Source organism: Paraglaciecola arctica, from assembly GCF_018861065.1.
GTDB classification, from domain to species: domain Bacteria; phylum Pseudomonadota; class Gammaproteobacteria; order Enterobacterales; family Alteromonadaceae; genus Paraglaciecola; species Paraglaciecola arctica_B.
In genome coordinates this window covers 57,850-83,896 of record NZ_JAHKQO010000029.1, presented here as the reverse complement: position 1 = coordinate 83,896, position 26,047 = coordinate 57,850, and the positions used below count along the sequence as shown (strand labels likewise).

Here is a 26,047-nt window from a genome sequence, read left to right as displayed (position 1 = left end):
AACCGGTTCACTTTGTTTATATAAAAAAACCGGAATGCTTCATATAAACAAAGTGAACCGGTTTACATTTGTGTGAATAAATTAATCTATCTGAATAGGATATTCAACCTTTTTCTTACAAAAAGTTAACAATCCATCATTGCCGTTAATGGCAACTCACTTTAGTTGTATCCTTTGAATATTCGAAGGAGCAGATTCTCCCGCTTCGTTGACAGCGATCACCCTATACTCATAAGTTCCACTACTAAGCTCACTAGTATCGACAAACAAGTCATCCACCAGAGGATCGAACTTGTTTTTGCCGTCGGATATTTGCTGTGCAATCACAGTCCATGATTGATTCAGTGTGTTTTTACGTTCAATTCGATAGTGCTGCCCAGTGGGAGACCCTAACCAATTGAGTTTTAAATCCTCGGAAACTCGATGCAGAACAGGAGGTTCTGGAATTGGCAATGGAGGTACATGCTGCAACCCGTTCATATTAGCCTGAGCATTACGAACAATAGACACCACTTCTCGCTCTTGATTAAAATCTCCGTCGCTAAAGCCTGGTAAATGATAGCTATAATGTGCGCCATTGCTTTCACTATGCCAATAGAAACCACCTGTTTCTCTATGGCCTCGAAATCCCCAAATAAATGCACCCACCGTTTGCGCGCCATTTAACTCATAATGCACCGCAGTTCGCATAATATCTTCTAGTTGCTGTGCCGGCGCTAAACCAAACTCTCCGACCATATAGGCTTTTTTACCGGAAATAAAAGCAAGATTATCTTTTATGGTTTGCGGCTTATTGTTGTTATTTACGGTATAAAAATGGTTGCTGATTATGTCTACATTGGGATCATCAAGTGAACTGGGTAATAACTGTAAATAGGTGCCATCCACCACTAACTGTTGGGGCGCTAGGGCTTTAATATGTGCCGCGGTTTGACTCACAAACTCAGACGTACTGAGCTTTAGCTCGTTACCTGTTTCCCATGCCATTATGGCTTTTTCTTCGAAATAGTGACGTCCAGTCAAAGTATTTTTTCGGGTGATAACTTGTTGAATAATATCTAAATACCCTTGATAGGTCTTCGACTGTGTATCGTAAAGGGCGTCTAGGTTTTCATTATAAAACGCCGCAAGTTGTTGTCGTCCCCCCCACCATTGCCAATGGTCAATAAAAGGCAATATTAGACGCAACTTGTGTTTCGATGCTAAGGCAATCATTTGGTCATAAACCACCATAGCCTCTTCATTTAGGCGTGGAGATCCATCAACTGTGGCGGGATTCAAAATATGGGTTTGCCGTTGACAAACCGCATCGTCGGGATGAGCCACTGATAATACATAAATACGCATTGCCTTATGTCCAGTGCGCACTAGTGCTTTGATCCAGTTTTCTTGTTCGGTGTAACTGGGCCATTTAAAGTATTGCCCCCAACTTCTTCTATCTGCAGCACATTTGCCTTTCGCATCATCTTCTATTCGATGTAACTCTGGGGCATGAATACCCGCAAATCTAAAGGGTTGTTCACCGTCGAATAACTGATGCCCTTGTCGAGTGATAAAATTTTCAATATTTTGTTGGCTTGTTATTGGGGCATGACCGCTAATACAACTGGTTAAACACAAGATAAAAATGCAGAGTAAAATTTTCATGATTGTTTCAACTTATCAAATAACTTAATCACTTCCATCATGGCCCTACCATTGTGATATGGGGCTTTCCAAAAGCCTGCTTTATAGTTTTGGTGGCAATTGGCGCCGTCAATATTAGCCAACCAAAACCATTCTCCAGCGACAGGATCTTTATGATATTGCTGAATGAATTGCCAAATGTTTTCACATATCGCGTTCAAGTGCTTATCACCAGTTAGATGAAATAGGTTTAAAAATCCTACTAACGCCTCGGCCTGTACCCACCAGTATGCATCTGGGGCTTTGTATTGGGTCACTTTGTCATAATCTTCACATACTTGACCGTGTATTCCCAAGGACTCCTTCACACACACTTGCGCCATATGAATAACCAATGGGCGCCACTCGTTTAGTAATTCTGAGTCAGCTAATATTTCAAGTGCTTCCCATATCAACCAACTTGCTTCAATATCATGGCCATAGGAAAAACTGCTGGATTGATCTTGCCAGTCATTGCTAAAAAATAGCTTAAGGTGACCACTTTCAAGGTCAATAATATGTTGTTTAAACATCGACAATACATGTCGCAACGACTCTTCAACCTCGCCACAGGGATTCACTTTATATAAAGCCGAAAAAGCTTCGAGCACGTGTAAGTGTGTATTCATCGATTTAGGGGTATTCATGTCTTTTTCGCTTAAACGAAAATCTTCTATTGGTAGCCAATTATTTTGAAAGGCTTCGATATAGCCCCCTAAGTCTTGGTCTCTGGTGTAGCGCTCAACCATAGAAAAGTAACTCATCGCTTTATCCAGCACTTGCTGTTTTCCTGTGGCTTGGTAGTAGGCACAAAATGCATAAATGCAAAAACACTGAGCGTAGGTTTGTTTTTTGCTGTCGACACACTCACCTAAATGGTTAAGTTCCCAAACCGCGCCACCAAATTGAGTATCGTCAAAATGCGCCATCATGTACTGATAGCTGCGAGTAGCCGTGGCCAATGCACTTTTACCTTGTTGAGTTTCCAAGCCACTGAATACCGCCAGCTCACTAAAAAACCACAAAATACGACTATTGAGAATAATGCCTTTGCTAGCTGAGTGTTGTGGGATCCCAGCCGAGTTGACTTCTCCTACAAAGCCACCATTTTTAAGATCAATGCTGTGAGATTGCCACCAATCAGTGATTAGATTCAACTCGTCGACCATGGCTTGTCGCGTAAATTTTTGACAGGATTTCATGAATAACTATGCCTGACTCAACTGCGCATTACGTGCAATCAATTCATTGATAGATTGCACCGACTTAGCCGAGCGCAACCCATCTACAGGAGTATTAAGACAGTAATCTAATAAGGTATCCACTGTGCTGGTCGCCACGTGCATACGAGTATCTGACGAAGCGTAATAGATAAACACCTGCCCCTGGCTATTCGTTATCCAACCATTACAAAAAGTAACATTAGATACGTCGCCGACTCGTTCACTGCCTTCAGGCGCAATAAGATGCCCGGCCGGTTTGTGGGTGATCTGCCAAGGTTTAGATAGATCAGTTAAAAAGGTATACAGCACATAACGTAATCCCGCCGCGGTATTCCTGACACCGTGGGCCAAATGTAACCAACCTTGTTCAGTTTTTATTGGCGCTGGCCCTTGGCCGTTCTTGACTTCGTTTATGGTGTGATACACCTTGTGGTCAATAATGGTTTCTTCTTTTATTTCAGCGTTGAGCATAGAATCTGACAAGCCCCAACCTATGCCACCGCCTCCGCCGACCGAAATAAAGCCGTCTTGTGGTCTAGTGTATAAAGCGTATTTTCCATCAACAAACTCAGGGTGTAACACCACATTTCTTTGTTGCCCAGAATACGTAATCAAATCAGGTAACCGCTCCCAATTAATTAGGTCTTTAGTGCGAGCAATGCCACATTGAGCTTCAGCGGCAGAGGTATCGTTGGGATAAGCAAGGTCTTTACGTTCGGTACAAAACAAGCCGTATATGTAGCCGTCTTGATGCTGCGTTAAGCGCATGTCATAGACGTTGGTGTCTGGTCTGTCAGTTTCAGGCATAGTGATAGGCTTGTCCCAAAAGGTGAAATTGTCCACACCATTGTCACTTTCACATACAGCGAAATAAGACTTTCTATCCACTCCTTCTACTCGCACAACCAATACATATTTGCCATTAAAGATCATTGCCCCAGAGTTTAATGTGGCATTGGTGGCTATGCGCTCTAACAAATTAGGGTTAGTAGCTGGGTTAAGATCATAGCGCCAATTCAAGGGAACATGATCACGTGTAACTATCGGGTTTTGCCAACGGGTATACACACCATTGCTTATAGTTTCAGGTTGATTAACTTGTGTAAGCAACTCAGATTGAGCTTGGGTTAACCGGTTCAATCTACTTTGAAATTCAGTTGCTGATAAAGACATAATGACATCTCTCGCTTTATAAAATTGGCCGTTAGGCCTTAGGTGTTAACTGCTGTAAGTCAGCAGGATAATCAGATAGTTTGTTCCACCAGTTTTTCTTTAAAAACCAAGAACATAATATTGCAATGGCGCAGGAAATTGTCATGCTAGACCAATCTTCAATCACCATAAAAATAGGTGCTGCGGTTAGACTGGTATGCCACACCAAGCCAACCAATATATTGGATAGGTCTTTTTTAAACTCAGTGTTTCCAGATACCTGTGGATAGTCTTTTTGAAGCGCTCGCAAAACAGGCTTCCAGCTACCCCAAGGACGAGTTTTTAAATAAAAGGCTTTGAGTACTTCCATATCATCTGCAGGGCCTAACAAACTCACTGTTACGCAGGCTAATAAGCACAACACAAACATGATGGGGAATCCATACAGTGGTGATACATCAGTAAACATCATAGGAATGGCGGCTAAGATACCCACAGCCATACCCGCAAAATAACCCATTCCAGTGAACCGCCACCAGTACCATTTAAGTAAATTGGATGCGGTGTACCCGCCATAAAGAGCTGAAACCAACCACAACACAATATCGTTTAGCGAAGGAATAAATAGGCCAATTAAGGTGCCTAACACAATAAAGAATATCGACACCCCATAACTCATATAAACGTAGGTTTTGGGATCCGCATTTGGGTTGATGTAACGACGATAAATGTCGTTGACTACGTAGGCTGGTGCCGCATTGGTAGTGGCGGCAAAAGTAGACATAAAAGTCGCTAATAACCCAGCCAATATAAGCCCCAATAGACCTGCAGGCACATAGTTTGCTAATGCAAAAGGTAATATCTGCTCAAAATCCACATCTGGCCCCATAGCTTGTAAGTCAGACGAAAAATACACTAATGCTAAAATAGTTAAGCCGGTGATCATCATGTATCGCGGAAATAATAAAACCAGATTAACAAAGCCACTCATTTTGGCCGCTTCACTAGGTGTACGCGCCGACAACACTCTCTGCATATCAAAATTGGGAGCGGGACCCGCTAAGCTTTGAAGAATACCTTTAAACAAAACCAACATGAAAAATATCGAAAATAACGACCAACCGTCATCGACAATTTTTTGATTGGCGCTGTCTAAGATACCACTCCAATCTAGTCCAAGCTCCCAACCAAACGCTAAACTGCCCCAGCCATCAGGCGTCACCTTGGATAACATTTCAGGAGAAACTTGTTGCATTGCTATGACACCAATGGCGACACAAGCCACTGTCATGATGATAAATTGTAATACTTCAGTGAACACCACAGACACCATGCCGCCCTTCACCACATAGGAAGCGGTGAGGAAAGTCATGATCAAGCCGTAATATATTTCATTGCTACGTGGATTTGAGGACAACTCCCAAGGTAAAAATACCGCAGCAAATTTACCAATACCGATAAAGCCATAGGCTAAGAAACCGAGTACACTCAATAACGCAAAACCCACTACAATGAAGTGACTTAACCTTGCGCCTTTTCCTTCACCAAATCGAAATTTGATCCATTCAGCCCCCGTCATTACACCGGAACGACGCAACCAAATAGACAAAAACACCATTAAAAATATTTGATTAAAACTCGGCCACAACCAAGGAATATAAACACTTTTAAGACCATAGATAAATAACAGATATACCATCCACATAGTGCCACTGATATCAAACATCCCTGAGGCATTAGACAAGCCCAATAATTTCCAGCTAAGTTTGTTGCCCCCTAAAAAGTAGCCTTCTACATCTTTGTTGGCAGAGCGTGAAATCCAAATACCCAGCGCCACAATAGCCACTAAATACAGGCCGATAATAGACAAATCGAGTGTGGTTAAATTCATTATTGTTACCTTGTTATCCGGTTTTTAACGTTTCTTATATAAATTTTTTGTCGGTGTTAAACAGTTGTTAAATCAATTACCAACAAAAAATGAACCGGTTCATATTTATTTAGATTAACCATAACTATTATTTATTACCAGTTTAAATTACACTTTATTCAAAGTTTTTTTGATAAGAAACTAATTTATTTATAATTTTCAAAAGGTTAAGGTAATATTTTGGCAACAATACGCGACGTAGCCAAGGAAGCTGGCTTATCAACAGGAACCATTTCTAAGGCTTTGAGTGCACCTGAACGGGTTTCGAAAAAGAACTTAGAAAAGATCCAAGCGGCCATAAAAAAACTGAATTACAAACCCAACATGTTGGCGCAAAAGTTCCGTGCAAAGTCATCAAAAACCATTGTGGTATTGGTGCCAGACATTGCTAACCAATTTTTTGCAAGTGTAATAAGTGGTATTGAGTTGGTCGCCCAAAATAAAGGTTATAGCGTATTGTTAGGTGACACCCGAGACTCTGCTGCTCGTGAACGGGAGTTTGTACGTATGGTAGAAACCAAACTGGCAGATGGCATAATTAATCTTCGTCCCTATAAAAAACAAGACGCCATATTGCCCAGAGACGACATTTTAGCCGTGAGTGCAAGTTCTTGTGAAGGCACGCCTTCCTACTCAGTTCGTATCGATAATGTTGGTGCAGCCAAAAAAGCCGTGGGTCATTTAATCTCTCTAGGGCATAAGCGAATAGGGGTGATATCTGGCTTAAAAGATAATCCACATAACATTGACCGTTTAAACGGGTATAAAGCCGCCTTATCTGCTGCCAAGATAGATTATGACCCGAAATTAGTGATTGCCGGTGATTTTAATTATTGGTCAGGACTAACCGCAGCGGAACAGTTTTCAAGCATGAAACAAAGACCCACCGCGATTTTTTCTATGAATGACGAAATGGCTATTGCCGCAATAAGGGGATTCAAAGACAAAGGAATTAACATGCCACAAGACATGTCCATTATTGGATTCGACGACATGGAAGTATCAAGATACTGTATACCTACGCTTTCTACCATATCGCAACCAGCCGAAAAAATGGGGCAAAAATCTGCTGAGCTATTATTACAATTAATCGAAGGTTCCAAACCTGAAACCGAAGAGTATATCCTGCCTTATGAGTTTGTGATCCGAGAAAGCATAGCCCCACCTAAGGCTTAGTAAACCCGCAACTAAGCCTTCCAACATTTTTGCACCTTGGAAACGTCACTTAAATTGGGATTAATCAAGTTCATTTTGTTTTATCCTTTACAAAATGAACCGGTTCATTTATTTTAATTAACAACTCACATACAAACCATTTTTATAGGGTTAAATCTGTTTACTCATGATCGCAGCACTTGTTGATACCCAATACCAAGACTTAATCCTTGATATACAAGAATATTTAGGGTGGTTACAAAACCATGCACTGCCCTTGTGGACTCACAAAGGCCTAGATGACCAAGGTGCGGCCTACGAAAGACTGTTAGCAAACGGTGAGGCTGACTTAAATTGTGATCGTCGCGTAAGAGTACAAGCGAGACAAATGTTTGTATTTGCAGCCGCCCAAAAAAATCATTGGATAAACAATGGTATGCAGCTTGTCTCTGGCTTAGACAGCTACGTACACAATCACGCTAAAACTCATAATTCAGCGATCTTTGCGCATATACTCGATAAAGATAACCAAGTAATTAACCAGTCTCATGATCTTTACGATGTGGCGTTTTTTTTATTGGCTTACGCTTGGCGATATCATGTATTTAATGATTTGAAGGCGTTAGATTATGCCAATAAATTACTGCAACAAATTGATACCGACTTAAAAGGCCAAGCAGGCGGATGGCAAGAAGGTTCATACTCGCACCAATACCGCAGACAAAACCCTCATATGCATTTATTTGAGGCATTCTTGACCCTGTACTCGGTCACAAAGGACGCTAAGTGGTTGGCCAAGGCGGGAGAAATTTTTAGCTTATTTGAAAGTACTTTTTTCGACAACAAGCAACAAGTGCTGTTAGAATTTTTTAACCAAGATTGGTCTTATACTGACGATCTAAAGGGCCAAATAATAGAGCCAGGACATATGTTCGAATGGGTATGGTTATTAAGGCAATACAGCTTATTAACCGGCACCCCAGTCGATAACTACTGCCACGTTTTGTACCACAAAGGACTAAATTACGGATTAGACAAATCCTGTAATCTCATCTTCGATCAAGTGGGCCTCAATGGCACAACTCTCAAACAAACCAAACGTTGTTGGCCCATGACCGAATGGTTAAAAGCGGCGTTAACCCAAGCGACCTACGCCAAACAGTCAGATACACACGAATATGCGAAAGACGCTCAAGTGGCCTTGTCGAGTTTAACTCGTCATTTTCTCGTAGCCACTTGTAGTGGTAGTTACATCGACCAATATGGCGAAGGGAACCAAGTTATCTCTGACCTCGCTCCTTCTAGCACACTGTACCATCTAACTATGGCTGGACTAGAAGCGCAGCGATTTATTAAAGGAAAATCAGATGTATTCTAAGTTTTTAGCCGCTTTACTTTTAACATTCAGTCTATTTGCCAATGCTGATACCAATCGACCCAACATCATTCTGATTACGGCCGATGATCTAGGTTATGATGATCTGTCTTTACATCATCACCCACATATCACTACACCTAATCTAGATTCGTTAGCTCGCGCAGCAGTGCAATTTTCTGATTTCACAGTAACACCGGTTTGTTCAACAACCCGAGCGGCACTATTAACAGGAAGAGATTTTTATAAAACCGGTGTATCAGGTGTTCATGGTGGCCGTGATTTTATGCATTTGTCGGAAACCCTGATATCCGAAGTATTACAAGATTCGGGCTATAAAACGGCTACGTGGGGGAAATGGCACTTAGGTAAAACTGAAGGTTATTTTCCATGGAATAGAGGTTTTGATGAAGGGTATTACGCAGAGCTTTATCGACACAAAAACTCCTTTGGATGGTTAAATGGTAAACCAGTGCAACATAATAAGTGGGTATCAGAAGTTGTCACCGACTACGCCATAGATTTTATACAGCAACAAAAGGACCAGCCTTTTTTCGCTTATCTAAGTTACCTAGCCCCCCACGAACCTTGGCTAGCCCCAGAAAAATTTGTCAATCCATTAGTAAAAAGTGGGCTACGCCCTGCAGTCGCCAATTTATATGCCATGGTGAATGAAATGGACTTTCATATAGGTAGGTTAATTGCTTACCTTAATTCACAGCAATTACTCGACAACACTATCATCATTTTCATGAGCGACAATGGTCCTTGGTGGGATTCCTCAAATTTCGGAGCAATGACCAAACAAGAATGGCAAGCTAGAAACCCAAGTAAAATGAAAGGTAATAAAGGGCAAAGTTGGCAAAATGGCATACGCTCTCCTTTGTTTATTCACTGACCAAAAAAATGGCAAGCCAGTGTCGTCAGCCGCTTTGTAGACGTAAAAGATATATTTCCAACCCTACTCGAAGTATCCCAGTCAACATTGCCACCTCAACATAAAGGTTTAGATGGATTTTCGTTGACTGGTTATTTAGAGGGGAAAGTAACAGGGTCTAACCCAAGACAAACCTACATCGCTTCCCATGATGTCATCAGTAATAAGCCACACTTTAATCAATGGACCCCGATAGATAAAAAAGCCAAACAGCTCATGCAGTTTCAACAACAGTTGATTGGTTTAAGGACAGAAAAGTATAAATTACTGCTTAATCCTGCCATGGACCGACCGAATTACCCTGCGCCTAGCAAACAATTTTTAATGTTCGATATGCAAAAAGATCCGCTAGAACAAACCAATATTTTTGAACAACACCCAGATATTAGCGCACAATTAGTCAAAAATTTACGAGGTAAATTTCATGCTTTATTAAATTCACAACACACTTACTTGACGCCAGTTTACCAAGTGGGTAACTATCCGGTATCTGTTGTAAACGGCTTTGGTCCCTCTGCAACCACCGGAAATGTGATTAGCCAGGCTCATCAACTCACCAATTTAAAACAACGGGGTGACAGCGCTACTTATCAAGTGAGGGTACATAAAGCCACGAACTATAAAATATTTGTAGAACAAAACAACCAGGATTCAGTTGGGTTACAAGTTCGAGTGTCGGGCCCAAGCTCAACATTTGATTATCAGCTCAATGAAAATAAGCTGCAGTTGGCAGGTACTTTATTTTTACCAAAGGGGCAAACCGAAATAACACTAGAACCCCTATCCAATAACAGTATTAAACCTTGGACCGCCATCAACGGTTTAAGGCGGTTATATTTTGTGACTGCCGATTCAGGTGAAGATCCAGTAAACTCGGATTACCCACGTTAATTGCTTTGTTTTAAAATATGAATATAGCCACCCAAACCAAAATCTTTCAGTTTTGCCCAAACTGCAAAAGTGAGCAAATACAAACTGAAAATGGACACAAGTACCTGTGTAACCGTTGCCAATTCGAATATTTCCACAATACGGCTTCTGCTGTGGGGGCAATTATTTGTTGTGCAGATGAAATGTTATTTACCGTTAGAGCCCAAGACCCCCACAAAGGTAAGCTGGATTTACCAGGTGGATTTGTTGATCACAACGAATCTCTTGAAGTCGCCCTAAGCCGAGAGTTAAAAGAAGAACTCGATGTCACTATTGATAATTGGCAGTATTTTTATTCTGGGGCCAATACCTACCTTTATAAAGACGTACTCTACAATACTTGTGACGTAGTCTTTGTTTGCCAGCTACCCCACAAGCCTTGTTTAACAGCAGACATTGCCGAAATAACAGAGTTTAAATGGCTAAAATTTGATGAGATTGATTGTGAACGCATCGCCTTTGCGTCATTGCGAAAGGCGGTGCAGAAGTTCTTAAAACAAACTGTCGAATGAAGAATTGATACCAAGCTTACAGTTAGGCATTGCCTGTAACTTGCATTTTTAACTCAGCTGAAAAATCAAGCATACGATTTAGAGGGATGAGAGCCCGTTGTCGCAAAGATTCATCAACAAAAATTTCATGGCCTTGAGTGTCTGTAAGTGATTGATGAATGGCCTTTAAGCCATTCATGGCCATCCATGGGCAGTGAGCACAACTTTTACAGGTTGCACCGTTACCAGCAGTAGGCGCTTCTAGCAATATTTTATCGGGTGCTGCTTGCTGCATTTTGTAAAAAATACCGCGATCTGTGGCCACGATAAAATGACTATTGGGTAAAGTTTTTGCTGCATTGATCAACTGCGTAGTAGAACCTACTGCATCCGCCAAAGCTACCACGCTGGCGGGTGATTCTGGATGTACCAAAATAGCCGCGTCAGGATAAAGGTGTTTCATATTTAGCAGCGCTTTTGCTGAAAACTCGTCGTGCACTATACATTCACCTTGCCACATCAACATATCAGCGCCAGTTTGTTTAGCGATATATGCCCCTAAATGACGATCCGGTGCCCAGATGATTTTTTCTCCTAGGGAGTCTAAATGTTCAACGATTTCCAACGCAATACTTGAGGTGACAACCCAATCTGCGCGAGCTTTTACCGCTGCAGAAGTATTGGCATACACCACAACAGTGTGATCAGGATGAGCGTCACAAAATGCTGAAAATTGGTCTTCAGGACAGCCAATGTCCAATGAACAGGTTGCTTCTAAGGTGGGCATTAATACGGTTTTTTCGGGACTGAGAATTTTGGCGGTCTCACCCATAAATTTTACACCGGCAACAATCAAGGTATCCGCTTCACAGTCGCGACCAAAACGCGCCATTTCCAGAGAGTCGGAAATACAGCCACCGGTTTCTTCGGCTAAAGCTTGGATTTCAGGATCTGTGTAATAGTGAGCAACCAATACGGCATTTTTTCGCTTAAGCAAGGTTTTGATCTCTTGCACATATTGTTGCTGTTGCACTTTACTCAGGACAGCCGGCTTGGGTGGAAAAGGGTAATCTATGGTTTCGACAGGAAATAACTGGGACATAATCTGAATGTAATACTAACAGGAGCAAAAAACGTTCGAGTATTATACCCATGGTGATAGGGGCTTGTCACACAAATGACATTTTCATTTGTTATAGATTGCCACTTTTATAGGTATTGGCTTGCAAATATTGCTGATACTTAGCTCGCCAAAATGTGCTTTCTGGTAAATTTTTAGACTGCTCATATAACTGCGCAAAATTAACATGAGCCGAAGGTTGATTGGGCGTGTTTTGCAATTGATTTTGCCACGCTTTTAAATAATTAGCGGGAATAAAAGCGGTATCGTGATACTCCATAAAAGTGAGTTTTTTGGACGCTTTATACGCTTGGGTTGAATGATTGTCGCAGGTTCTGGCTGCATATAGATCAGGGGCGCTAGCGTGACCCATTGAGTCCCAATATTCTGTGTCGGCCTCTGATTGTTTTGCCTTTTTAAATACTATATTGGGTGCATCAACACCAGCACACACTCGTTTAGCAAGCATTTTACTCAGGGGGTATTCATCAATAAAGCCAGAAAAATGCGCTAACTCGTGAATAAATACGTCGTAAGTGTCTTGGCGATCCAGAAACATAATGCCGTTGTGGACATTGGCTTTGCCTTTTTTAGCAAAGATCACTAAATGAGTAAAAGGCACTGTTTTGACTTTTTCAGCCAACGACAGCAATTGACAACCTAAGCGCCCGCTTTGTTGCCAATTTTCCTTGCAGACTAAATCAATAGGGTCAAACCAAGTCTGCTCATAAATACAAATCGATAAATCGCGCATACGTGGGTCTTGTGAAAAGCGCGATCTAAAATATTCAGCTTGGGGCAGGGATTCAAGATCTGCCGTCACAAACAACAGTTTTTGTTTACAGTTTTTAGGTACAGCTGAAAGTGGCTGGAAAACCTCAGAGTGGACATTGTGAATAAACGCAGAGGCGTGGTAATGATATAAGTTAGTTAAGCTTTGCAACTGTGGTTCTAATTTTTTAGCCGCTAGAGAAGCAAACACCTGCGCCGATTGTTGATACTTTTTATCACGCCACAACACTAAACCATGAGCCAATTGTTGCTCTGCTTCGGCCTTGGATAACTGAATTGACTTGTTAATTGGAGCTAGGTGGCTTTCTGGAGTGGTTTCTACCGCGAGATTGCTGTGTTCTATCATTAACCAAACAGGCAATAGCGCGCACGCTAACGCTAAAACCCATTTAGCTAATATTGTCATTGTTATTGGGTTTGTGTTGCTTGCGATTCTATTTTGTTGGCTTCATCACGTAACAAGTTAAGCTCAAGGCGCGCATAGCGATGTTCTACGTACTCAAATACGTTAGTGCTAAGGGCAAGTTTAAAATAGTTTGAAGCAATGCCTCTGTTGCCTTTAGCAGAGTGATATTTACCCAAATAAAAATAGGCTTCACATAATCTATCGGTTAATTGTTGTTGGCTAGTGACCCCAGCAATTAAACTACCTAACAATTGGTTTTCGGTTGATTTTCCAAGATATAAATCAACTATTTGTGTTGCCCAGTTATTTTCATCTAAGTTTTTTCGCAGTTGCGCGAGCTCAACTATCGCCTGTGGTTTATCTATCTCACTAGACGCCAAATAACTCCATAGCGCACGATAGGGATCAGATGCATTAATGTTGTAAAAGGTGCCAAAGTCACGCACCGCCAAGTCAGGGCGACCACCATAATATAAAGCAATTCCACGGTTTAAAAACGCAAACTCCATATCAGGATTAATATCTAAGGAAGCATCAAAGGCTTCGTATGCTTGGATAAAATCCATTTGTTGGGTGTAATGGACCCCCATAGAGTTATAAGCTTCAGCCAAGTCAGGCTTTAATTGAATCGCCAAATTAAAATCATACTGCGCCAACCCAGACAAACCAACACTGTCGTACAAAGTGCCACGTTGATGCAACAGTTGTGCTCTTTGCTCGTCTTCTAAATCAGTGTTAGTTAAAATGTGGCTATAGCGTGCAATAGCCAATTGTGAACGCTGATTCATGGGCGCTGGCTCGGCTAACAACAAATTCCCCATTTGCGGGTTACCTTGTATTGAACCGCTATTGCTGGCGCAACCAAATAAGAATGCGCTGAGAAAAATGATGCTGCTGAGATGTTTATGCATATTAGTAGAGAAGTTTTACCTGAAAATAGATTATGTATATGACTCTAACTTTGACACTAGGTTGCAACACAACCCTTTAAAGTAGCCAAAAAACAAGAAGAAGGTATGAGTGTTAGAGTCGCCTATTTCCCTTAAAAAGTAAAGTTACCGCAGTGGCAGTTGTACTTATTTGTGAATTAAACTTGAATCTTTGGTCCAAAATAACGCAAACTACTCGGCCGAGTTAAATTTGAAGTCAGATTTTTATGGCACTTAACCTAACACCCGAACACAAAATGTTATTGGCATTAGCCACAAAAGCACAAGAAAATGCCCATGCTCCTTATTCAAACTTTCATGTTGGCGCTGCCATTCTTGATGAAAATGCGCAACTACATTCAAGTTGCAATGTTGAGAACGCCGCCTACCCTCTAGGCCAATGCGCCGAAGCCGGAGCGATTTCAGCGATGATAGCTTCTGGTAGCAAGCACATTAAACAAATCCTAGTCGCCAGCCCCAACGATGACTTCTGCCCACCTTGCGGCGGCTGTCGTCAAAAAATAGCAGAATTTGCCGATGCTGAAACTGAAGTTCACTTAGCAACTCAACAAGGTGAAATTAAAACAGTTAAGTTCACCGAATTGCTACCTTTGGCTTTTGGGTTTGATAAATAATAGAAAAAGTAAAGTTTGATTGATGGACAAACAATCCAAGTTAATTTGGCACAATCACATGCCAAATTAATTTTTTCATTGCGATTTATGTTCTACTTATGGGAAAAATTTTGTCGTCATAGTTTAAAAAACGACATCATCAAAAAAAGCCAACTCATTATTCACTATTCGACACGCACTACTTTTTGGTTTTGATGGCCTAAGCCTTCAATTCCCAAAGTAACTTTGTCTCCCACTTTTAAGTACAAAGGAGGCTTTTGCCCAAGGCCTACTCCTGGAGGTGTGCCAGTTGTAATGACATCGCCTGGCTCTAGGGTGGTAAATTGGCTTAGATAACTCACAATAAATGCGGGTTTAAATATCATGGTTTTGGTATTTCCATCCTGAAAACGCTGACCATTGACTTCTAGCCACAAAGACAAATTCGCCACATCGCTGATTTCATCTTTAGTCACAAGATAAGGTCCAATTGGGCCAAAAGAATCACAACCTTTACCTTTGTCCCATTGGTTGCCTCTCTCAAGTTGAAAGGTGCGCTCCGACACGTCATTGCAGACACAATAGCCTGCAATATGCTGCTCAGCATTTTGTTCAGACACATAGGAAGCTTTACTGCCTATAACAATCGCCAGTTCAACTTCCCAGTCTAACTTATCGCTGCCTTTAGGTTGAATAATGTCATCGTTAGGACCACAAATTGCACTAGTGAATTTTGAAAACACTTCAGGTTCTGACGGGATAGGCATATTGGATTCAGTAGCATGATCTGCATAGTTAAGCCCAATGCAGATGAATTTCCCTACTTTATTGACGCAAGATCCTAAACGTACATCATCCGCAACAATCGGCAGCGAGGTTATATCTCGTGTTCGTAAATAAGCGAGTTGTTCGGGTTGTATGTTGGCACCATCGATATCAGCCAAAATAGATGACAAATCGCGGATTTTCCCGTCTTGATCCAACATCCCTGGTTTTTCGTGACCTTTAAGGCCAAATCGTAATAATTTCACATTGATTCCTATTCGTTAAATTGAGGATTAATTGTTTAAAGTGACAAAACCGCCGTCTATGGGAAAGTTACTGCCTGTAATGAAAGACGCATCATCGCTACACAAATATTTGACTAGGGCGGCGATTTCTTGTGGTGTTCCCATACGGCCAATAGGCTGGCTTTTAGACAAAGTCTCAAACATTTCTGTTTTGTTTTCTGGGTAATTTTTTTCTAGATAAGCATCCACAAAAGGTGTGTGAACACGCCCAGGGGCTACACAATTGCAACGTATGCCCTGATTTATATAATCTTTGGCAATAGAATAAGTCATAGTCAAAACCGCACCTTTACTCATTGAATAGGCAAATCTGTCGGCGATCCCAACGGTAGAAGCTATAGAGGCCATATTCACTATGACCCCAGATTGTTGCTCCTGCATATAGGGAATTGCTGCAAACGCACAGTTATATACACCTTTTACATTAACGTTATAAACCCGATCCAACTCGTCTTCAGATGTTTGATCTAGATTGCCAACAGACCCAATACCCGCGTTATTAACCAGAACGTCAACCCGCTTGAATTGGTTCTTTATTTGCGCAAACACGTCAATAACTTCTTGATGTTTTGAGACATCAAGTTGCATAGCTTTGGCTACCCCTCCTTCTTGATTGATTTCATCGGCCGTTCTTTTTGCTGCCTCTATATCCCTATCCAAAACAATGACTGTATGCTTAAGTGTGGTTAAGGCTTTACAAATGCTGTATCCAATACCACTGCCTCCACCTGTCACTGCTGATACTGCCTTCTCTTGTGTCATATTACTCACTCTTCATTTAACCGATAAAATTCACTGGCCGTTCCTGACCAAAAACGCCCTTGGTCCGTCGGCGACCAAGCACCGACTAATTCACTACAAAGTTCAAACCAACCCTTATAGCTGTTATTAATATTCACCACTGGCCAGTCGCTTCCCCACATCATTCGCTCCACGCTAAACACTGCCGCAATATGCTCAAAGTAGCGGCGATAATGCTGCGCACTTTGCTGCTTATTGCCTGCTTCTGTAGAAAGCCCCGAAACTTTCACAAAGACGTTAGTCAAGTCTGAAAACCTAGAAATAGACTCAGCCCAACTATCAAATTCATTGCCATGAATGTTTGGTTTGGCACCATGGTTAATCACAATGTTTAAATCAGGAAATCTTCGGGCGATTGTTAAGATGGCTTCAAGATGTGCACTTTGCACAAGTGCGTCAAAACTTAAATTATTCGCCACCAAAAATTGAAAGATGGGGGTGAAATGTGGATTCAAAATCCACTCTACATTCTCAATATCTTGCAACATCGGCCTTATACCTTTGAATGCTGGATTAGCAGCAAGTAGTTGCAAACGCCGACACGCAACTGCAGACGGGGCAAGCATATCAACCCAGCCAACCACCCCTGCGAGGGAATCAGACTGCTGGGTTAAAGACAGTAGATAATCCGTTTCAGCATCGGTAGGTGCAGCCTGAACCACCACCACTTTGTTTACCTCAATCGGCGTTTTTTCTTTTTGCCAATCATTTGGCAAACAATCCTGATATAACACGCCCAAGTATGGTTTTAACCATCCATAATCTTGGCGACTGAGTTTCCAAAAATGCAGATGGCTATCTACAATTTCCCATTTATTCTCTACATTCATGTCAGTTCCTCACCGGGCACAGGAGCATCTTGTCTTATCAGCTGTTGTTGCTTTAAGACTTGCCAAAACTCTTTTGGTATTTGCTCTGAAAATAACTGACAGGTTTTGTTCGCTCTGTCTTCGCTGTCAATGCCAGGGATCACTGTTGCAACGGCTGGGTGAGCTAATGGAAACTGTAAAGCGGCCGCCGCCAGAGGCACATCAAACGCTTCACAGACCTCTTCGATGCTCGCCACTCTTTTTATTATCTTAGGTGGCGCGGCTTCATAATTATACATTGGGGTGGCAGCCCCCTTAACACCTGTGGCTAAAATCCCTGAGTTATAAGGGCCACCCAAAATAATGGAGGCACTATGGGCTTCACATTTAGGTAAAAAGCTCGACAGTGCCTCTTGTTCGAGTAATGAATATCGACCAGCCAGTAAAAAACAATCAAATTGCCCCAGCTCCATCACACGTTCACAAATAGCGGTTTCATTTACCCCTAGTCCAACGGCTTTTATTAAGCCCTGTTGACGCAACTCTTCTAATGCCCGATAGCCACTGTTTTGAAACTGCTCAAAGTAATACCCATCCTTATCGCCGTGGGTATCAAAACCAATGTCGTGCACTAATAAAATATCAATTTTTGCTAGGCCCAAGCGCTGCAAACTATCAAAATAGGAACGCATAATACCGTCGTAGCTATAGTCATAATGGGCGTCAAAAGGCATAGGTGTATCAAAGCCATACCTAAGCTGGCTGGTGTCGACGTTCACATCTGGCGTTAACACTCGGCCGACTTTAGTAGAAAGCACAAACTCATCTGCGCCTATAGTGCGTAAAACATCTCCTACCCTTCGCTCACTTAAACCCAGTCCATAACGGGGGGCAGTATCAAATAAATTAATGCCTTGGCTTATAGCCGCGCGTAAGGTGCGACTGGCTTCTTCATCGCTTATTGCCTTATATAAATTCCCTAAGGATGCAGCACCAAATCCTAAACTGGAGACCTTTAATTGCGTCTGACCAATGGTTTTTTTAGTGATCTTATTAGCAATAGACACAGTGTTATTCCTCGACAAGATACTGAGGTAAATCTGCCACTTTTGAACAACCTAATTGGTTCATTATTTGTGTAAGCTGCATCATTAACGTATTGATAGTGTGATAGCCGCCTTTTTTGCCCAATGCCCCCACGCCATACACAAAAGGACGTCCTAAAAAGGTAAAGTCGGCACCAGAAGCCAAAGAAGCAGCAATATTGGTACCGCTGCGCAAGCCACTGTCCATAAAAATTTTAATATCCGAACGGTACTTTTTGGCGATCCCCTGTAAGGGTTTTATTGGCGACTCACCGGCATCCAATTGGCGACCACCATGATTGGAAATCACCACGCCATCGGCACCCAGCTCTATGGCCAATTTCACATCTTGGGGATTAATTAAGCCTTTAATCACTAAAGGACCTTGCCACATATCACGAATGGGCTTTAAGCCTTCAATATCGACACGGCCCATAACAGTCTTGTTCATAAATGCGGCCAGTTGATCCATCGGCATGTCTTTTGGCATATAAGGTTTTAAGGTTTGCATTTCGGGTTTACCCGCCAAAGCGGTTTCCCATAGCCAACTGGGTTTAGCCAACATTTGTAGGATATTTTTTACTGTCATATTAGGGGGCATGGCTAAACCATTTTTAATATCTCTTGGCCTAAACCCGAAGGTGGGCACATCAACAGTGACTACCAGCACCGGATAGCCAGCTTGCTTAATTCTGTTTAACAAATCTTCGCGAATACTGTTATCTGTTGGATTGTAGAGTTGATACCAAGCCTTGCCCTGGGAGATTTCAGCTATGGATTCTAAGCTGGCAGATGACACTGTGCTTAGTACATAAGGAATGTTTTTATCGGCTGCGGATTTGGCTAATATTTCCGGCGCCTTAGGCCACATCAAACCTTGTAGACCAATGGGCGCAATACCAAAAGGCGCGCTATAAGTGTGGCCAAATAACTCAACTTCTAAATAACTTTTATCAAAAGGTGTTAATAATTGACTGCGTAATTGCACCGCGGCAACATCGCTACGATTTCGGGCGACACTTATCTCTTCCATGCAGCCCCCCTCTAGGTAAGCAAACGCAAAATTGGGTATGCGTTTTTGGGCTTTTGCTCGCAGATCGCTGATATCTGGGTATCTAGGATCAAAAAAATCTTTCATTACAACTTGCTCCTAAATATCTTGCGTGGAAATGGGTTGAGTTTTGCCATGCAACACCATAGTGCCCCATTGTTTTAACCAAGTGCGTTTGTCTCTTTCACCAGACCACCAGTTCTCGTGCCAAAAATTGCCCCAGTTACCGGCCCCCTCGTTTTCATTATCTAAATCAGCAACGGCTAAATTTAAGCCCATTTTAGTGACTGGCATATCGGCTGACCAAAACTCTCCTGGGGAGATCTCTAAACAAGGATCAGGGCGAATGCGCCACTCCACTGTATAGCCTTTAGAATCAGGTTTAATCCGTACTTTCGCTTCCATGTCTTTGTTGAGTATCCACTTTTGGTAATTGTTCCAAGCAGATAACATTGAACGTTCTTCACCTTCCAACAGACCGGCCACACCTACACCACCTAATCGCGATTTATGAGTACTCACAACCATTTGCCAACTATGACCATTGCCTTTATTTAACTCGCCATCTTCTTGGCTAAAGCTATTTTTAGCGTTAATCAATACTTCCACGCCATCCCCAAACCAAGGAAAGCCTTCTCTGGTTAACTCATGGGCATTTGGGTTTTCTTGGGGCAACCAACGGGGGGTATCCACGCCATACATTAGGTTATCCACAATATCGAAAGCAAAATATAGGTATTCGCCATCATGTTTGATCCACACTGTGCCAGATAAGTCTTTTGGGTCGGATACGGCAGAGAACTGCGGATTCCAATTTTCAATGCCTGTTAACATAGTGGCATCTTGATATTCATTTTGATCAATGAATCCATCAAAGGTTGGCGTTTCTCCTCGATACACGTTCACCTCAGGCAGCCCTAGGCCATCAGTGTTTGTGGTTAGAGGTTCACTATGACTTGCTGTTTTTTTTGTCGATGAGCCTGTCGAAGGGCTTGACGATAATTCTGTTGATAAGCTTGAGGGTATGTCTGAGGTGTTGCCGGCATTTCTAGCCAAATACTCAAAGCCAGCATACAGCCCAACCATAACAATGGCTAATATCAACCAGCCTCTCCAAATTGACTTATTTTGGCTCGAGTCGGTATTGGCTACGTCTTTAAACTTAGGTAAAAACTCTTCATCGGCAGAGTGTTTCGTGACTAACGAAATACCAATCGTTATCGCAGAAGTCACAATAAATAATATAAATGTTAGGTTTAAAAAATGTGGCCACTGTTCAAATAAGCCAAAAGTCTGTCCATTTATGCTACAAATACCCACTGTCATACAGGTAATACAACCAAGCACAAAACCATAAGTGGCGCCTGCAGTTGTTACGCGTTTCCAAAGTAATCCAACTAAAAATAACGTAGTTAACGGTGGAGCAAGAAAAGCAATAAGTGTTTGGAATATTTCAAATAAATTTGTCGCCATTCCTTCCATTGCTAAGGCCCAAACAAAGGCTAAAGCACTGGCCGCTAATGTGACAATTCGTCCAATTAACCTGACTTCTTTACCTGAAAGCTCTTTACCCTTTTTAATCATGGGTTGATAAATGTCTAAGGTAAAAATAGTACTGAATGAATTGAGTCCTGAATCTAGAGTACTAATTAACGCTGCCATTAGTACCGCGATCATTAGCCCTCTAAACCCAATCGGCATGTACTCAGATACCATGGCGATAAAGGCACCATCGGTATTTTCAATACCAGGTTGTAATACATAGAAAATAATGCCGGGCAGGATAAAAATAAAAGGCGGAAGTATTTTCAATACAGCAGCCAGTAAAATGCCTTTTTGCGCAGTAGGCACATCTTTTGAGGCAAACACTCTTTGCACTATGGTTTGGTCTGTACACCAAAACCACACCCCCATTATCGGATAGCCCAATACAAAGGACATCCAAGGTACACTTTCTGAGTCAAAATCAATTAGACGCCAATATTCTGCGGGCGCCTTAGCCATCAAGCCATCAATGCCCCCCACTTCATACAGGCCAATTAGTGTTAACGCTGCCATACCAACGATCATTAACACAGTTTGAAATGCATCCGTTGCTATGACTGCCGCTAAGCCTCCTACAATAGTGAAGCTGGTTGCAATAATCAGCAGTAATAATACCGATTGCCACAACTCCCATCCTGTAAACTGAGAAAACAACAATCCACCGACGTATAAGCCGCTACCTAACCATATGATTACTATTGTGATTAGTGAGTAAATAGACAATAAGCGATACATGCCGTCGCCAAATCTACGTTTGATGATTTGCGGTATAGTGGTCACATTTGATTTGAGGTAAAAAGGCGTAAAAACCATCCCTAAAATCAATAAAAATATCCAAGCAAACCATTCGAAGTTGGCGATTAACATACCTGAACTATAGGCGGCCCCAAAACTAGCAATCAGAAAAGAAGGACCGATATTGGTTCCCCATATCGACATACCAATACTCGCAAAACCGACACTTTTGTCGCCAACGAATAAGCTTGCATTCTTTGCTTGTCTCATAGAGACAAATAAACCGATTGCTAAAAGGAGGAATACATAGATCCCGATTACGTAAAAGTCTATTGAATGGAGCACTGCATTTTCAACCATATTGATTTGTATATTAAAAAACACGAAATGACGCTAAAAAATTAGCGTCATTTTCCTATCGAGCTACACTGGTTAAAACTTAGAAAGCAGCACGAACACTCACGACTGCAGTTCTAGGTCTAGTGACATAGTCACGGAAGTTGCTACTTTCGTTAATGTAGTTACGAGCATCTTCTTCGGTTAAATTGATGATATTTAAACTCAGATCAACATTCTCCATAACCGTATATGAGAAGTTCATATCAAGTTGCCCTGAACCTTCTCCAAATGCTGGCTGGTTAGCACGGTCAAAACCGCCACCTAATGCTTGGAAATAATCATCTCGGTAAATGTATGCTAAACGCGCTGAAAACACCTCAGTTTCGTAATAAGCAATAGCATTGAAGTTATGTTTAGATGCGCCAGGGAAACCATGTTCTAACAAAGGATTGTTATCAGGGTTTTCAAATTCTGAGTCAACGAAGGTGTAGTTCGCTTGAAGACCAAAATCACCAACGACAATATTGCCGCCAAGTTCAAGCCCATACACTTGACCTTTTGCCACGTTAATTGGCTGAGTGGTATCGAACAATTGGTCGTAGCCATCTATTGCCACATCGCTGCGCGCTTCAGTGAGCACAAAGTCAGATACGTCTTTATAGAAAAGACTGGCAAATAAAGCGCTGCCCTCTTCTGTATAGTATTCAAGTGTTGTGTCAAATGACCATGCTGTGTAGGGATTTAAGTCAGCGTTACCAATTTCAGCGGTTGAATTGATAGTGGAGTCATAACCAACATAGCTTGTATCTTGTAAGTTAACTGAACCGTTTACTTTTAAATCAGTATATTCAGGTTGCGACATGGTTTTTGCAAAACCGACACGCCACTGAGTATTTTCTGTTAACTCAAGCATAAAGTTTGCACTAGGCAAAAACTGGAAATCAGTACTGTCTGCTTGCGCACCTATGTAACCCAACTCATCAACAATGGCGTTTAAGGAATTCACGATACGAGTGGTTTGAAAACCATAAACGGTACGATCAGTCGCTACTAAGCGCACCCCCATATTGGCGGAAAAGAGCTTATCATCTATCTCACCTTCCATATCTGCTTGGACGTAAAAGGCCGTTGTCTTTTCTTCCACTACGAATGAATTGGCTTTGTCTAAAGGTAACCCCGTGCTGTCGTCTGCATTTAGCAATGCACCATTTACGGCTGAGGATGATGCTCTTTCGTTAAAAATGTCAGGGAACACGGCTGCTTGCGCATCGTAATCAGGCTCTAGAAATTGATTAAATCCAATACCTGAACCGGGAAACAAAGGCTCGGTTAAGTTACCAGTGAAAGATGCCGCTGCTAAATCAGCATCGTCCCATATCAAGGTAAAACGCCCGGTTTCACGCACGTCAATTTCAGTATCTGCCTGGCGAACACCTGCTTTGATCTTCATACCATCTTCAAGCACCCATTCAGCATCTAACTTTATGGCTAACTGCTCGTTGCTGCCTCGACGGTCGCGACCAAAAAAGCCCACACTGACATATGAATTAGGATCGTTTACTTCACTACCATAGGTAAATGATGGCAGATCACCGCTACCATCAAAACGGAAGTCACTTGGATCCAGTCCATAAGCGCCCATAATGCCTAAACGTAAATCTTGCACAAATTTAACACTTGAGTAAGAAATATCTGCCTTTAAGCTAAAGTCGCTATAAGCACCGTACTCAGCGTTAAAACCAATTACATTGTTTTCAGATAAGTTGTCGAACAACAAATCAAAGTTTTCTACTTTAAAGTCGCCACCTGGGTTAGTCACACCAGAACCATCAATTGATTGCACGAAATTATTTTCGATTGATATGGCACTCTCATCAAATACACCATTGTAATCAAAGAATAAATCTACAGTGGGGCGCTGTGAATAAACATCATAAGTAGAGGTATAGCCATTAACACCAAACTTTAAATCGTCTTTTGCTTGCCATTCAAGGCCATAGGAGACTGACTCGCGCTCTTTACTGCCGCGAATAGCGTTCATGGTAATCCGGCTATGGGAAATGACATTTTGTTCTACTCTATCGGCAATACCATCACCGTTGGTATCTATTTGAATGTCTCGCTCTTGCGCTCGGGTATAAGCCTCATCTACCGAATAATCAGCATCTGATGTCACAATCGCAACATAACCTGCTAGGGTATTATCGTCATTGCGGGCGCCAAATACCCCAGAAAATTTAGGTGACCAATCTTCAGTTAGGCTGTCATTAATAGCAGAGACTGTTACTACACCACCAAAGTTTTCATTGTTCTTATATAAGCTATGGGCTTTTAATGGCTCCATAGTTTGTAGCTCAACCGAACCACCAATCCCGCCTTCAATTGTTGAGGCTGTTGGCATTTTACGTACGACTACGCCACTAATAATTTCTGTAGGAATAACATCAAGGTTAAACTGGCGAATATTGCCAATACCTTCGTCACCGTGGGATAGAGGAGTACGGCCATTTACAGTGGTACTGACAAATAAGGGCCCCATACCTCTAATTGAAGCGCGATCGCCGCCTATACCGTTATCATTGCGCTGGATCTGCACACCGGGTATGCGTGCTATTGCTGCGCCTATATTGTCATCGGTAAATTTACCTAGGTCTTCGCTGGTAATTGCATCAACCACACCTTGAGAGCTGCGTTTCAAATTTTGCGAATTTATAATGCTGCCTCTAATCCCCCCTCTCACTTCAATCACTTCCGTTTCATTGTCGCTTTGAGTTTCTTGTGCACTTGCATTGAATTGAGCAAAAAGCAGCCCAGATGTTATCGCTGTTGCTAGTATTGATTTGTTAAATTTCATGTTTAGTTCCCATTATTGTTTATACGTTGAGATACCGATATCAATCACCAACCTCAACCTAGGGGTTAAATATTACATGGGCTTTTTGAAATATCAACAATATTCGTTAATATTTTTAACAACCTGTTAATCTCTGATTAATATTGACTTTTGATATCTCATAGCATTAAATGAAAACGTTCAATTAAACAAAACGTAGTGGGTAATTTATCACATGACTAACAAATATGTGAAATATCACTGCATACTCGATAGTAATAAAAATCAAAAAACCATTGATTACCCATAATAATCAATAGCTTATATTATTAAAAATAATATCAGTGAGAGTCGAAGGCAAAATAATGAGTGCAACAGTTAATATATCTGACAATAAGTTACAGCTAAGTGAAGATGCCTATAATAAGCTTAAGGAAGGCATACTAAGTGGCAACATAGTAAGAGGAAAGACTTATACACAAGGTGTACTTGCGAAAATTCTTAACATGGCTATCAGTCCAATTAAGGTTGCAATAAACAAATTGGAGTCAGAAGGACTCATTATTGTTTTCCCTAGAAGTGGTATACAAATTATAGATACCGACTTTGCACTCACCAGAAACACCTATCAGCTAAGAGTCATTCTCGAAAGAGAAGGATTAAAATCCTATATACGCTCTGTTTCCGATGAAGAAATTCAAAGTTTCAAAACTCGGCATATTGAACTGCAACGGGCTATTTCAACCCCATCTAGCCAGACAAACGGGCAATCAGAGTTAGCCCAGTTGGACTCTGAATTACACAAACAATTTATTTTATCTTTAGATAACCAAATTATTACTAAATCTTACTTGGCGAACGAAGACTTAATAAGGCTGACTCGCTTAGATCGCCTTGATTTAGCCTCCCAAGAAATGATTTCAAGCTCCATTAAAGAGCATATTGAATTAATTGACGCTATAGCGGCAAGAGACCAACTAAAAGCACTTGAGTGTTTAGATGATCACTTAGCTAAGTCAATCAAAAGAGCAATGGGCCTATGGGGTTTTTAGACATTGCG

General features: G+C 41.6%; 21 protein-coding genes. 7 read left to right on the top strand and 14 right to left on the bottom strand.

Going from position 1 to position 26,047, the window contains the following annotated elements; all coding sequences use genetic code 11:
* Window positions 1-156: 156 nt before the first annotated feature.
* Genes KO534_RS11115 through KO534_RS11100 form a run of 4 tightly spaced genes read right to left on the bottom strand, consistent with a single transcriptional unit; the run spans window position 157 to window position 5,931 of the window.
* The gene (locus KO534_RS11115) at window positions 157-1,647 is read right to left on the bottom strand and encodes a beta-mannanase man5E (RefSeq protein WP_215927412.1); all 1,491 of its coding nucleotides are present in this window, start codon (window positions 1,645-1,647) and stop codon (window positions 157-159) included.
* Window positions 1,644-2,867 carry an AGE family epimerase/isomerase gene (locus tag KO534_RS11110; protein WP_215929726.1) on the bottom strand — a complete coding sequence of 408 codons (1,224 nt, stop codon included), beginning with the start codon at window positions 2,865-2,867 and terminating at the stop codon, window positions 1,644-1,646. Before KO534_RS11110 ends, KO534_RS11115 begins: the two co-directional genes overlap by 4 nt.
* A gap of 6 nt (window positions 2,868-2,873) precedes the next feature.
* Window positions 2,874-4,061, bottom strand: a complete 1,188-nt coding sequence (locus tag KO534_RS11105; RefSeq protein ID WP_215929725.1) for a glycoside hydrolase family 130 protein — start codon at window positions 4,059-4,061, stop codon at window positions 2,874-2,876.
* 31 nt (window positions 4,062-4,092) lie between these two features.
* A complete protein-coding gene (locus tag KO534_RS11100; protein ID WP_215929724.1) occupies window positions 4,093-5,931 on the bottom strand; it encodes a sodium:solute symporter family protein in 1,839 nt (612 codons plus the stop codon).
* Window positions 5,932-6,150: 219 nt separating this feature from the next.
* Here KO534_RS11100 and KO534_RS11095 point away from each other — a divergent pair, with 219 nt between their 5' ends.
* The 5 genes from KO534_RS11095 to KO534_RS11080 all read left to right on the top strand — a co-directional run bounded on the left by KO534_RS11095 (window position 6,151) and on the right by KO534_RS11080 (window position 10,879).
* The gene (locus tag KO534_RS11095) at window positions 6,151-7,146 is read left to right on the top strand and encodes a LacI family DNA-binding transcriptional regulator (RefSeq protein ID WP_215929723.1); all 996 of its coding nucleotides are present in this window, start codon (window positions 6,151-6,153) and stop codon (window positions 7,144-7,146) included.
* Window positions 7,147-7,312: 166 nt separating this feature from the next.
* Complete coding sequence (locus tag KO534_RS11090; RefSeq protein ID WP_215929722.1) at window positions 7,313-8,503, top strand: AGE family epimerase/isomerase; 1,191 nt, start codon at window positions 7,313-7,315, stop codon at window positions 8,501-8,503.
* On the top strand, window positions 8,493-9,398 hold the full coding sequence (locus KO534_RS23415; protein ID WP_252732089.1) for a sulfatase-like hydrolase/transferase: 906 nt from the start codon (window positions 8,493-8,495) through the stop codon (window positions 9,396-9,398). Before KO534_RS11090 ends, KO534_RS23415 begins: the two co-directional genes overlap by 11 nt.
* Window positions 9,399-9,485: 87 nt before the next feature.
* Window positions 9,486-10,328, top strand: coding sequence for a hypothetical protein (locus tag KO534_RS23410; protein ID WP_252732088.1), 843 nt, complete (start codon window positions 9,486-9,488; stop codon window positions 10,326-10,328).
* 17 nt (window positions 10,329-10,345) lie between these two features.
* The gene (locus tag KO534_RS11080; RefSeq protein ID WP_215929721.1) at window positions 10,346-10,879 is read left to right on the top strand and encodes an NUDIX hydrolase; all 534 of its coding nucleotides are present in this window, start codon (window positions 10,346-10,348) and stop codon (window positions 10,877-10,879) included.
* A gap of 22 nt (window positions 10,880-10,901) precedes the next feature.
* On the opposite strand, the gene nadA is transcribed toward KO534_RS11080, so the two are convergent.
* The 3 genes from nadA to nlpI form a co-directional block, all read right to left on the bottom strand.
* Window positions 10,902-11,960: a quinolinate synthase NadA gene (gene nadA, locus KO534_RS11075; RefSeq protein WP_215929720.1), complete on the bottom strand. Its 1,059-nt coding sequence runs from the start codon at window positions 11,958-11,960 to the stop codon at window positions 10,902-10,904.
* A 91-nt stretch (window positions 11,961-12,051) separates the two neighbouring features.
* Window positions 12,052-13,176 carry a hypothetical protein gene (locus KO534_RS11070; protein WP_215929719.1) on the bottom strand — a complete coding sequence of 375 codons (1,125 nt, stop codon included), beginning with the start codon at window positions 13,174-13,176 and terminating at the stop codon, window positions 12,052-12,054.
* A 2-nt stretch (window positions 13,177-13,178) separates the two neighbouring features.
* Window positions 13,179-14,087, bottom strand: a complete 909-nt coding sequence (gene nlpI, locus KO534_RS11065) for a lipoprotein NlpI (protein ID WP_215929718.1) — start codon at window positions 14,085-14,087, stop codon at window positions 13,179-13,181.
* 245 nt (window positions 14,088-14,332) lie between these two features.
* On the opposite strand from nlpI, the gene cdd reads away from it, so the two are divergent.
* A complete protein-coding gene (gene cdd, locus KO534_RS11060) occupies window positions 14,333-14,740 on the top strand; it encodes a cytidine deaminase (protein ID WP_215929717.1) in 408 nt (135 codons plus the stop codon).
* A 164-nt stretch (window positions 14,741-14,904) separates the two neighbouring features.
* Here the strand turns inward: cdd and KO534_RS11055 are convergent, their stop codons facing one another.
* The 7 genes from KO534_RS11055 to KO534_RS11025 form a co-directional block, all read right to left on the bottom strand.
* On the bottom strand, window positions 14,905-15,750 hold the full coding sequence (locus tag KO534_RS11055; protein WP_215929716.1) for a fumarylacetoacetate hydrolase family protein: 846 nt from the start codon (window positions 15,748-15,750) through the stop codon (window positions 14,905-14,907).
* 27 nt (window positions 15,751-15,777) lie between these two features.
* Complete coding sequence (locus KO534_RS11050) at window positions 15,778-16,551, bottom strand: SDR family NAD(P)-dependent oxidoreductase (protein WP_215929715.1); 774 nt, start codon at window positions 16,549-16,551, stop codon at window positions 15,778-15,780.
* A 5-nt stretch (window positions 16,552-16,556) separates the two neighbouring features.
* Window positions 16,557-17,420: an amidohydrolase family protein gene (locus KO534_RS11045; RefSeq protein ID WP_215929714.1), complete on the bottom strand. Its 864-nt coding sequence runs from the start codon at window positions 17,418-17,420 to the stop codon at window positions 16,557-16,559.
* Window positions 17,417-18,466 carry an aldo/keto reductase gene (locus KO534_RS11040; protein ID WP_354667926.1) on the bottom strand — a complete coding sequence of 350 codons (1,050 nt, stop codon included), beginning with the start codon at window positions 18,464-18,466 and terminating at the stop codon, window positions 17,417-17,419. Before KO534_RS11040 ends, KO534_RS11045 begins: the two co-directional genes overlap by 4 nt.
* A 4-nt stretch (window positions 18,467-18,470) precedes the next feature.
* Window positions 18,471-19,622, bottom strand: a complete 1,152-nt coding sequence (locus KO534_RS11035) for an alpha-hydroxy acid oxidase (RefSeq protein ID WP_215929713.1) — start codon at window positions 19,620-19,622, stop codon at window positions 18,471-18,473.
* A gap of 12 nt (window positions 19,623-19,634) precedes the next feature.
* A complete protein-coding gene (locus KO534_RS11030; RefSeq protein ID WP_252732086.1) occupies window positions 19,635-22,085 on the bottom strand; it encodes a sodium:solute symporter family transporter in 2,451 nt (816 codons plus the stop codon).
* A gap of 169 nt (window positions 22,086-22,254) precedes the next feature.
* A complete protein-coding gene (locus tag KO534_RS11025; RefSeq protein WP_215929712.1) occupies window positions 22,255-25,008 on the bottom strand; it encodes a TonB-dependent receptor in 2,754 nt (917 codons plus the stop codon).
* A 344-nt stretch (window positions 25,009-25,352) separates the two neighbouring features.
* Between KO534_RS11025 and KO534_RS11020 the strand changes: the two genes are divergently transcribed.
* Window positions 25,353-26,039: a GntR family transcriptional regulator gene (locus KO534_RS11020; protein ID WP_215929711.1), complete on the top strand. Its 687-nt coding sequence runs from the start codon at window positions 25,353-25,355 to the stop codon at window positions 26,037-26,039.
* Window positions 26,040-26,047: the final 8 nt, after the last annotated feature.

What these genes read in the sequence shown, in the direction of transcription:
- KO534_RS11115 (WP_215927412.1), bottom strand. Translation starts at nt 1,647, where the DNA reads ATGAAAATTTTACTCTGCATTTTTATCTTGTGTTTAACCAGTTGTATT.
- KO534_RS11110 (WP_215929726.1), bottom strand. Translation starts at nt 2,867, where the DNA reads ATGAAATCCTGTCAAAAATTTACGCGACAAGCCATGGTCGACGAGTTG.
- KO534_RS11105 (WP_215929725.1), bottom strand. Translation starts at nt 4,061, where the DNA reads ATGTCTTTATCAGCAACTGAATTTCAAAGTAGATTGAACCGGTTAACC.
- KO534_RS11100 (WP_215929724.1), bottom strand. Translation starts at nt 5,931, where the DNA reads ATGAATTTAACCACACTCGATTTGTCTATTATCGGCCTGTATTTAGTG.
- KO534_RS11090 (WP_215929722.1), top strand. Translation starts at nt 7,313, where the DNA reads ATGATCGCAGCACTTGTTGATACCCAATACCAAGACTTAATCCTTGAT.
- KO534_RS23415 (WP_252732089.1), top strand. Translation starts at nt 8,493, where the DNA reads ATGTATTCTAAGTTTTTAGCCGCTTTACTTTTAACATTCAGTCTATTT.
- KO534_RS11080 (WP_215929721.1), top strand. Translation starts at nt 10,346, where the DNA reads ATGAATATAGCCACCCAAACCAAAATCTTTCAGTTTTGCCCAAACTGC.
- nadA (WP_215929720.1), bottom strand. Translation starts at nt 11,960, where the DNA reads ATGTCCCAGTTATTTCCTGTCGAAACCATAGATTACCCTTTTCCACCC.
- KO534_RS11070 (WP_215929719.1), bottom strand. Translation starts at nt 13,176, where the DNA reads ATGACAATATTAGCTAAATGGGTTTTAGCGTTAGCGTGCGCGCTATTG.
- nlpI (WP_215929718.1), bottom strand. Translation starts at nt 14,087, where the DNA reads ATGCATAAACATCTCAGCAGCATCATTTTTCTCAGCGCATTCTTATTT.
- cdd (WP_215929717.1), top strand. Translation starts at nt 14,333, where the DNA reads ATGGCACTTAACCTAACACCCGAACACAAAATGTTATTGGCATTAGCC.
- KO534_RS11050 (WP_215929715.1), bottom strand. Translation starts at nt 16,551, where the DNA reads ATGACACAAGAGAAGGCAGTATCAGCAGTGACAGGTGGAGGCAGTGGT.
- KO534_RS11045 (WP_215929714.1), bottom strand. Translation starts at nt 17,420, where the DNA reads ATGAATGTAGAGAATAAATGGGAAATTGTAGATAGCCATCTGCATTTT.
- KO534_RS11035 (WP_215929713.1), bottom strand. Translation starts at nt 19,622, where the DNA reads ATGAAAGATTTTTTTGATCCTAGATACCCAGATATCAGCGATCTGCGA.
- KO534_RS11030 (WP_252732086.1), bottom strand. Translation starts at nt 22,085, where the DNA reads ATGAGACAAGCAAAGAATGCAAGCTTATTCGTTGGCGACAAAAGTGTC.
- KO534_RS11025 (WP_215929712.1), bottom strand. Translation starts at nt 25,008, where the DNA reads ATGAAATTTAACAAATCAATACTAGCAACAGCGATAACATCTGGGCTG.
- KO534_RS11020 (WP_215929711.1), top strand. Translation starts at nt 25,353, where the DNA reads ATGAGTGCAACAGTTAATATATCTGACAATAAGTTACAGCTAAGTGAA.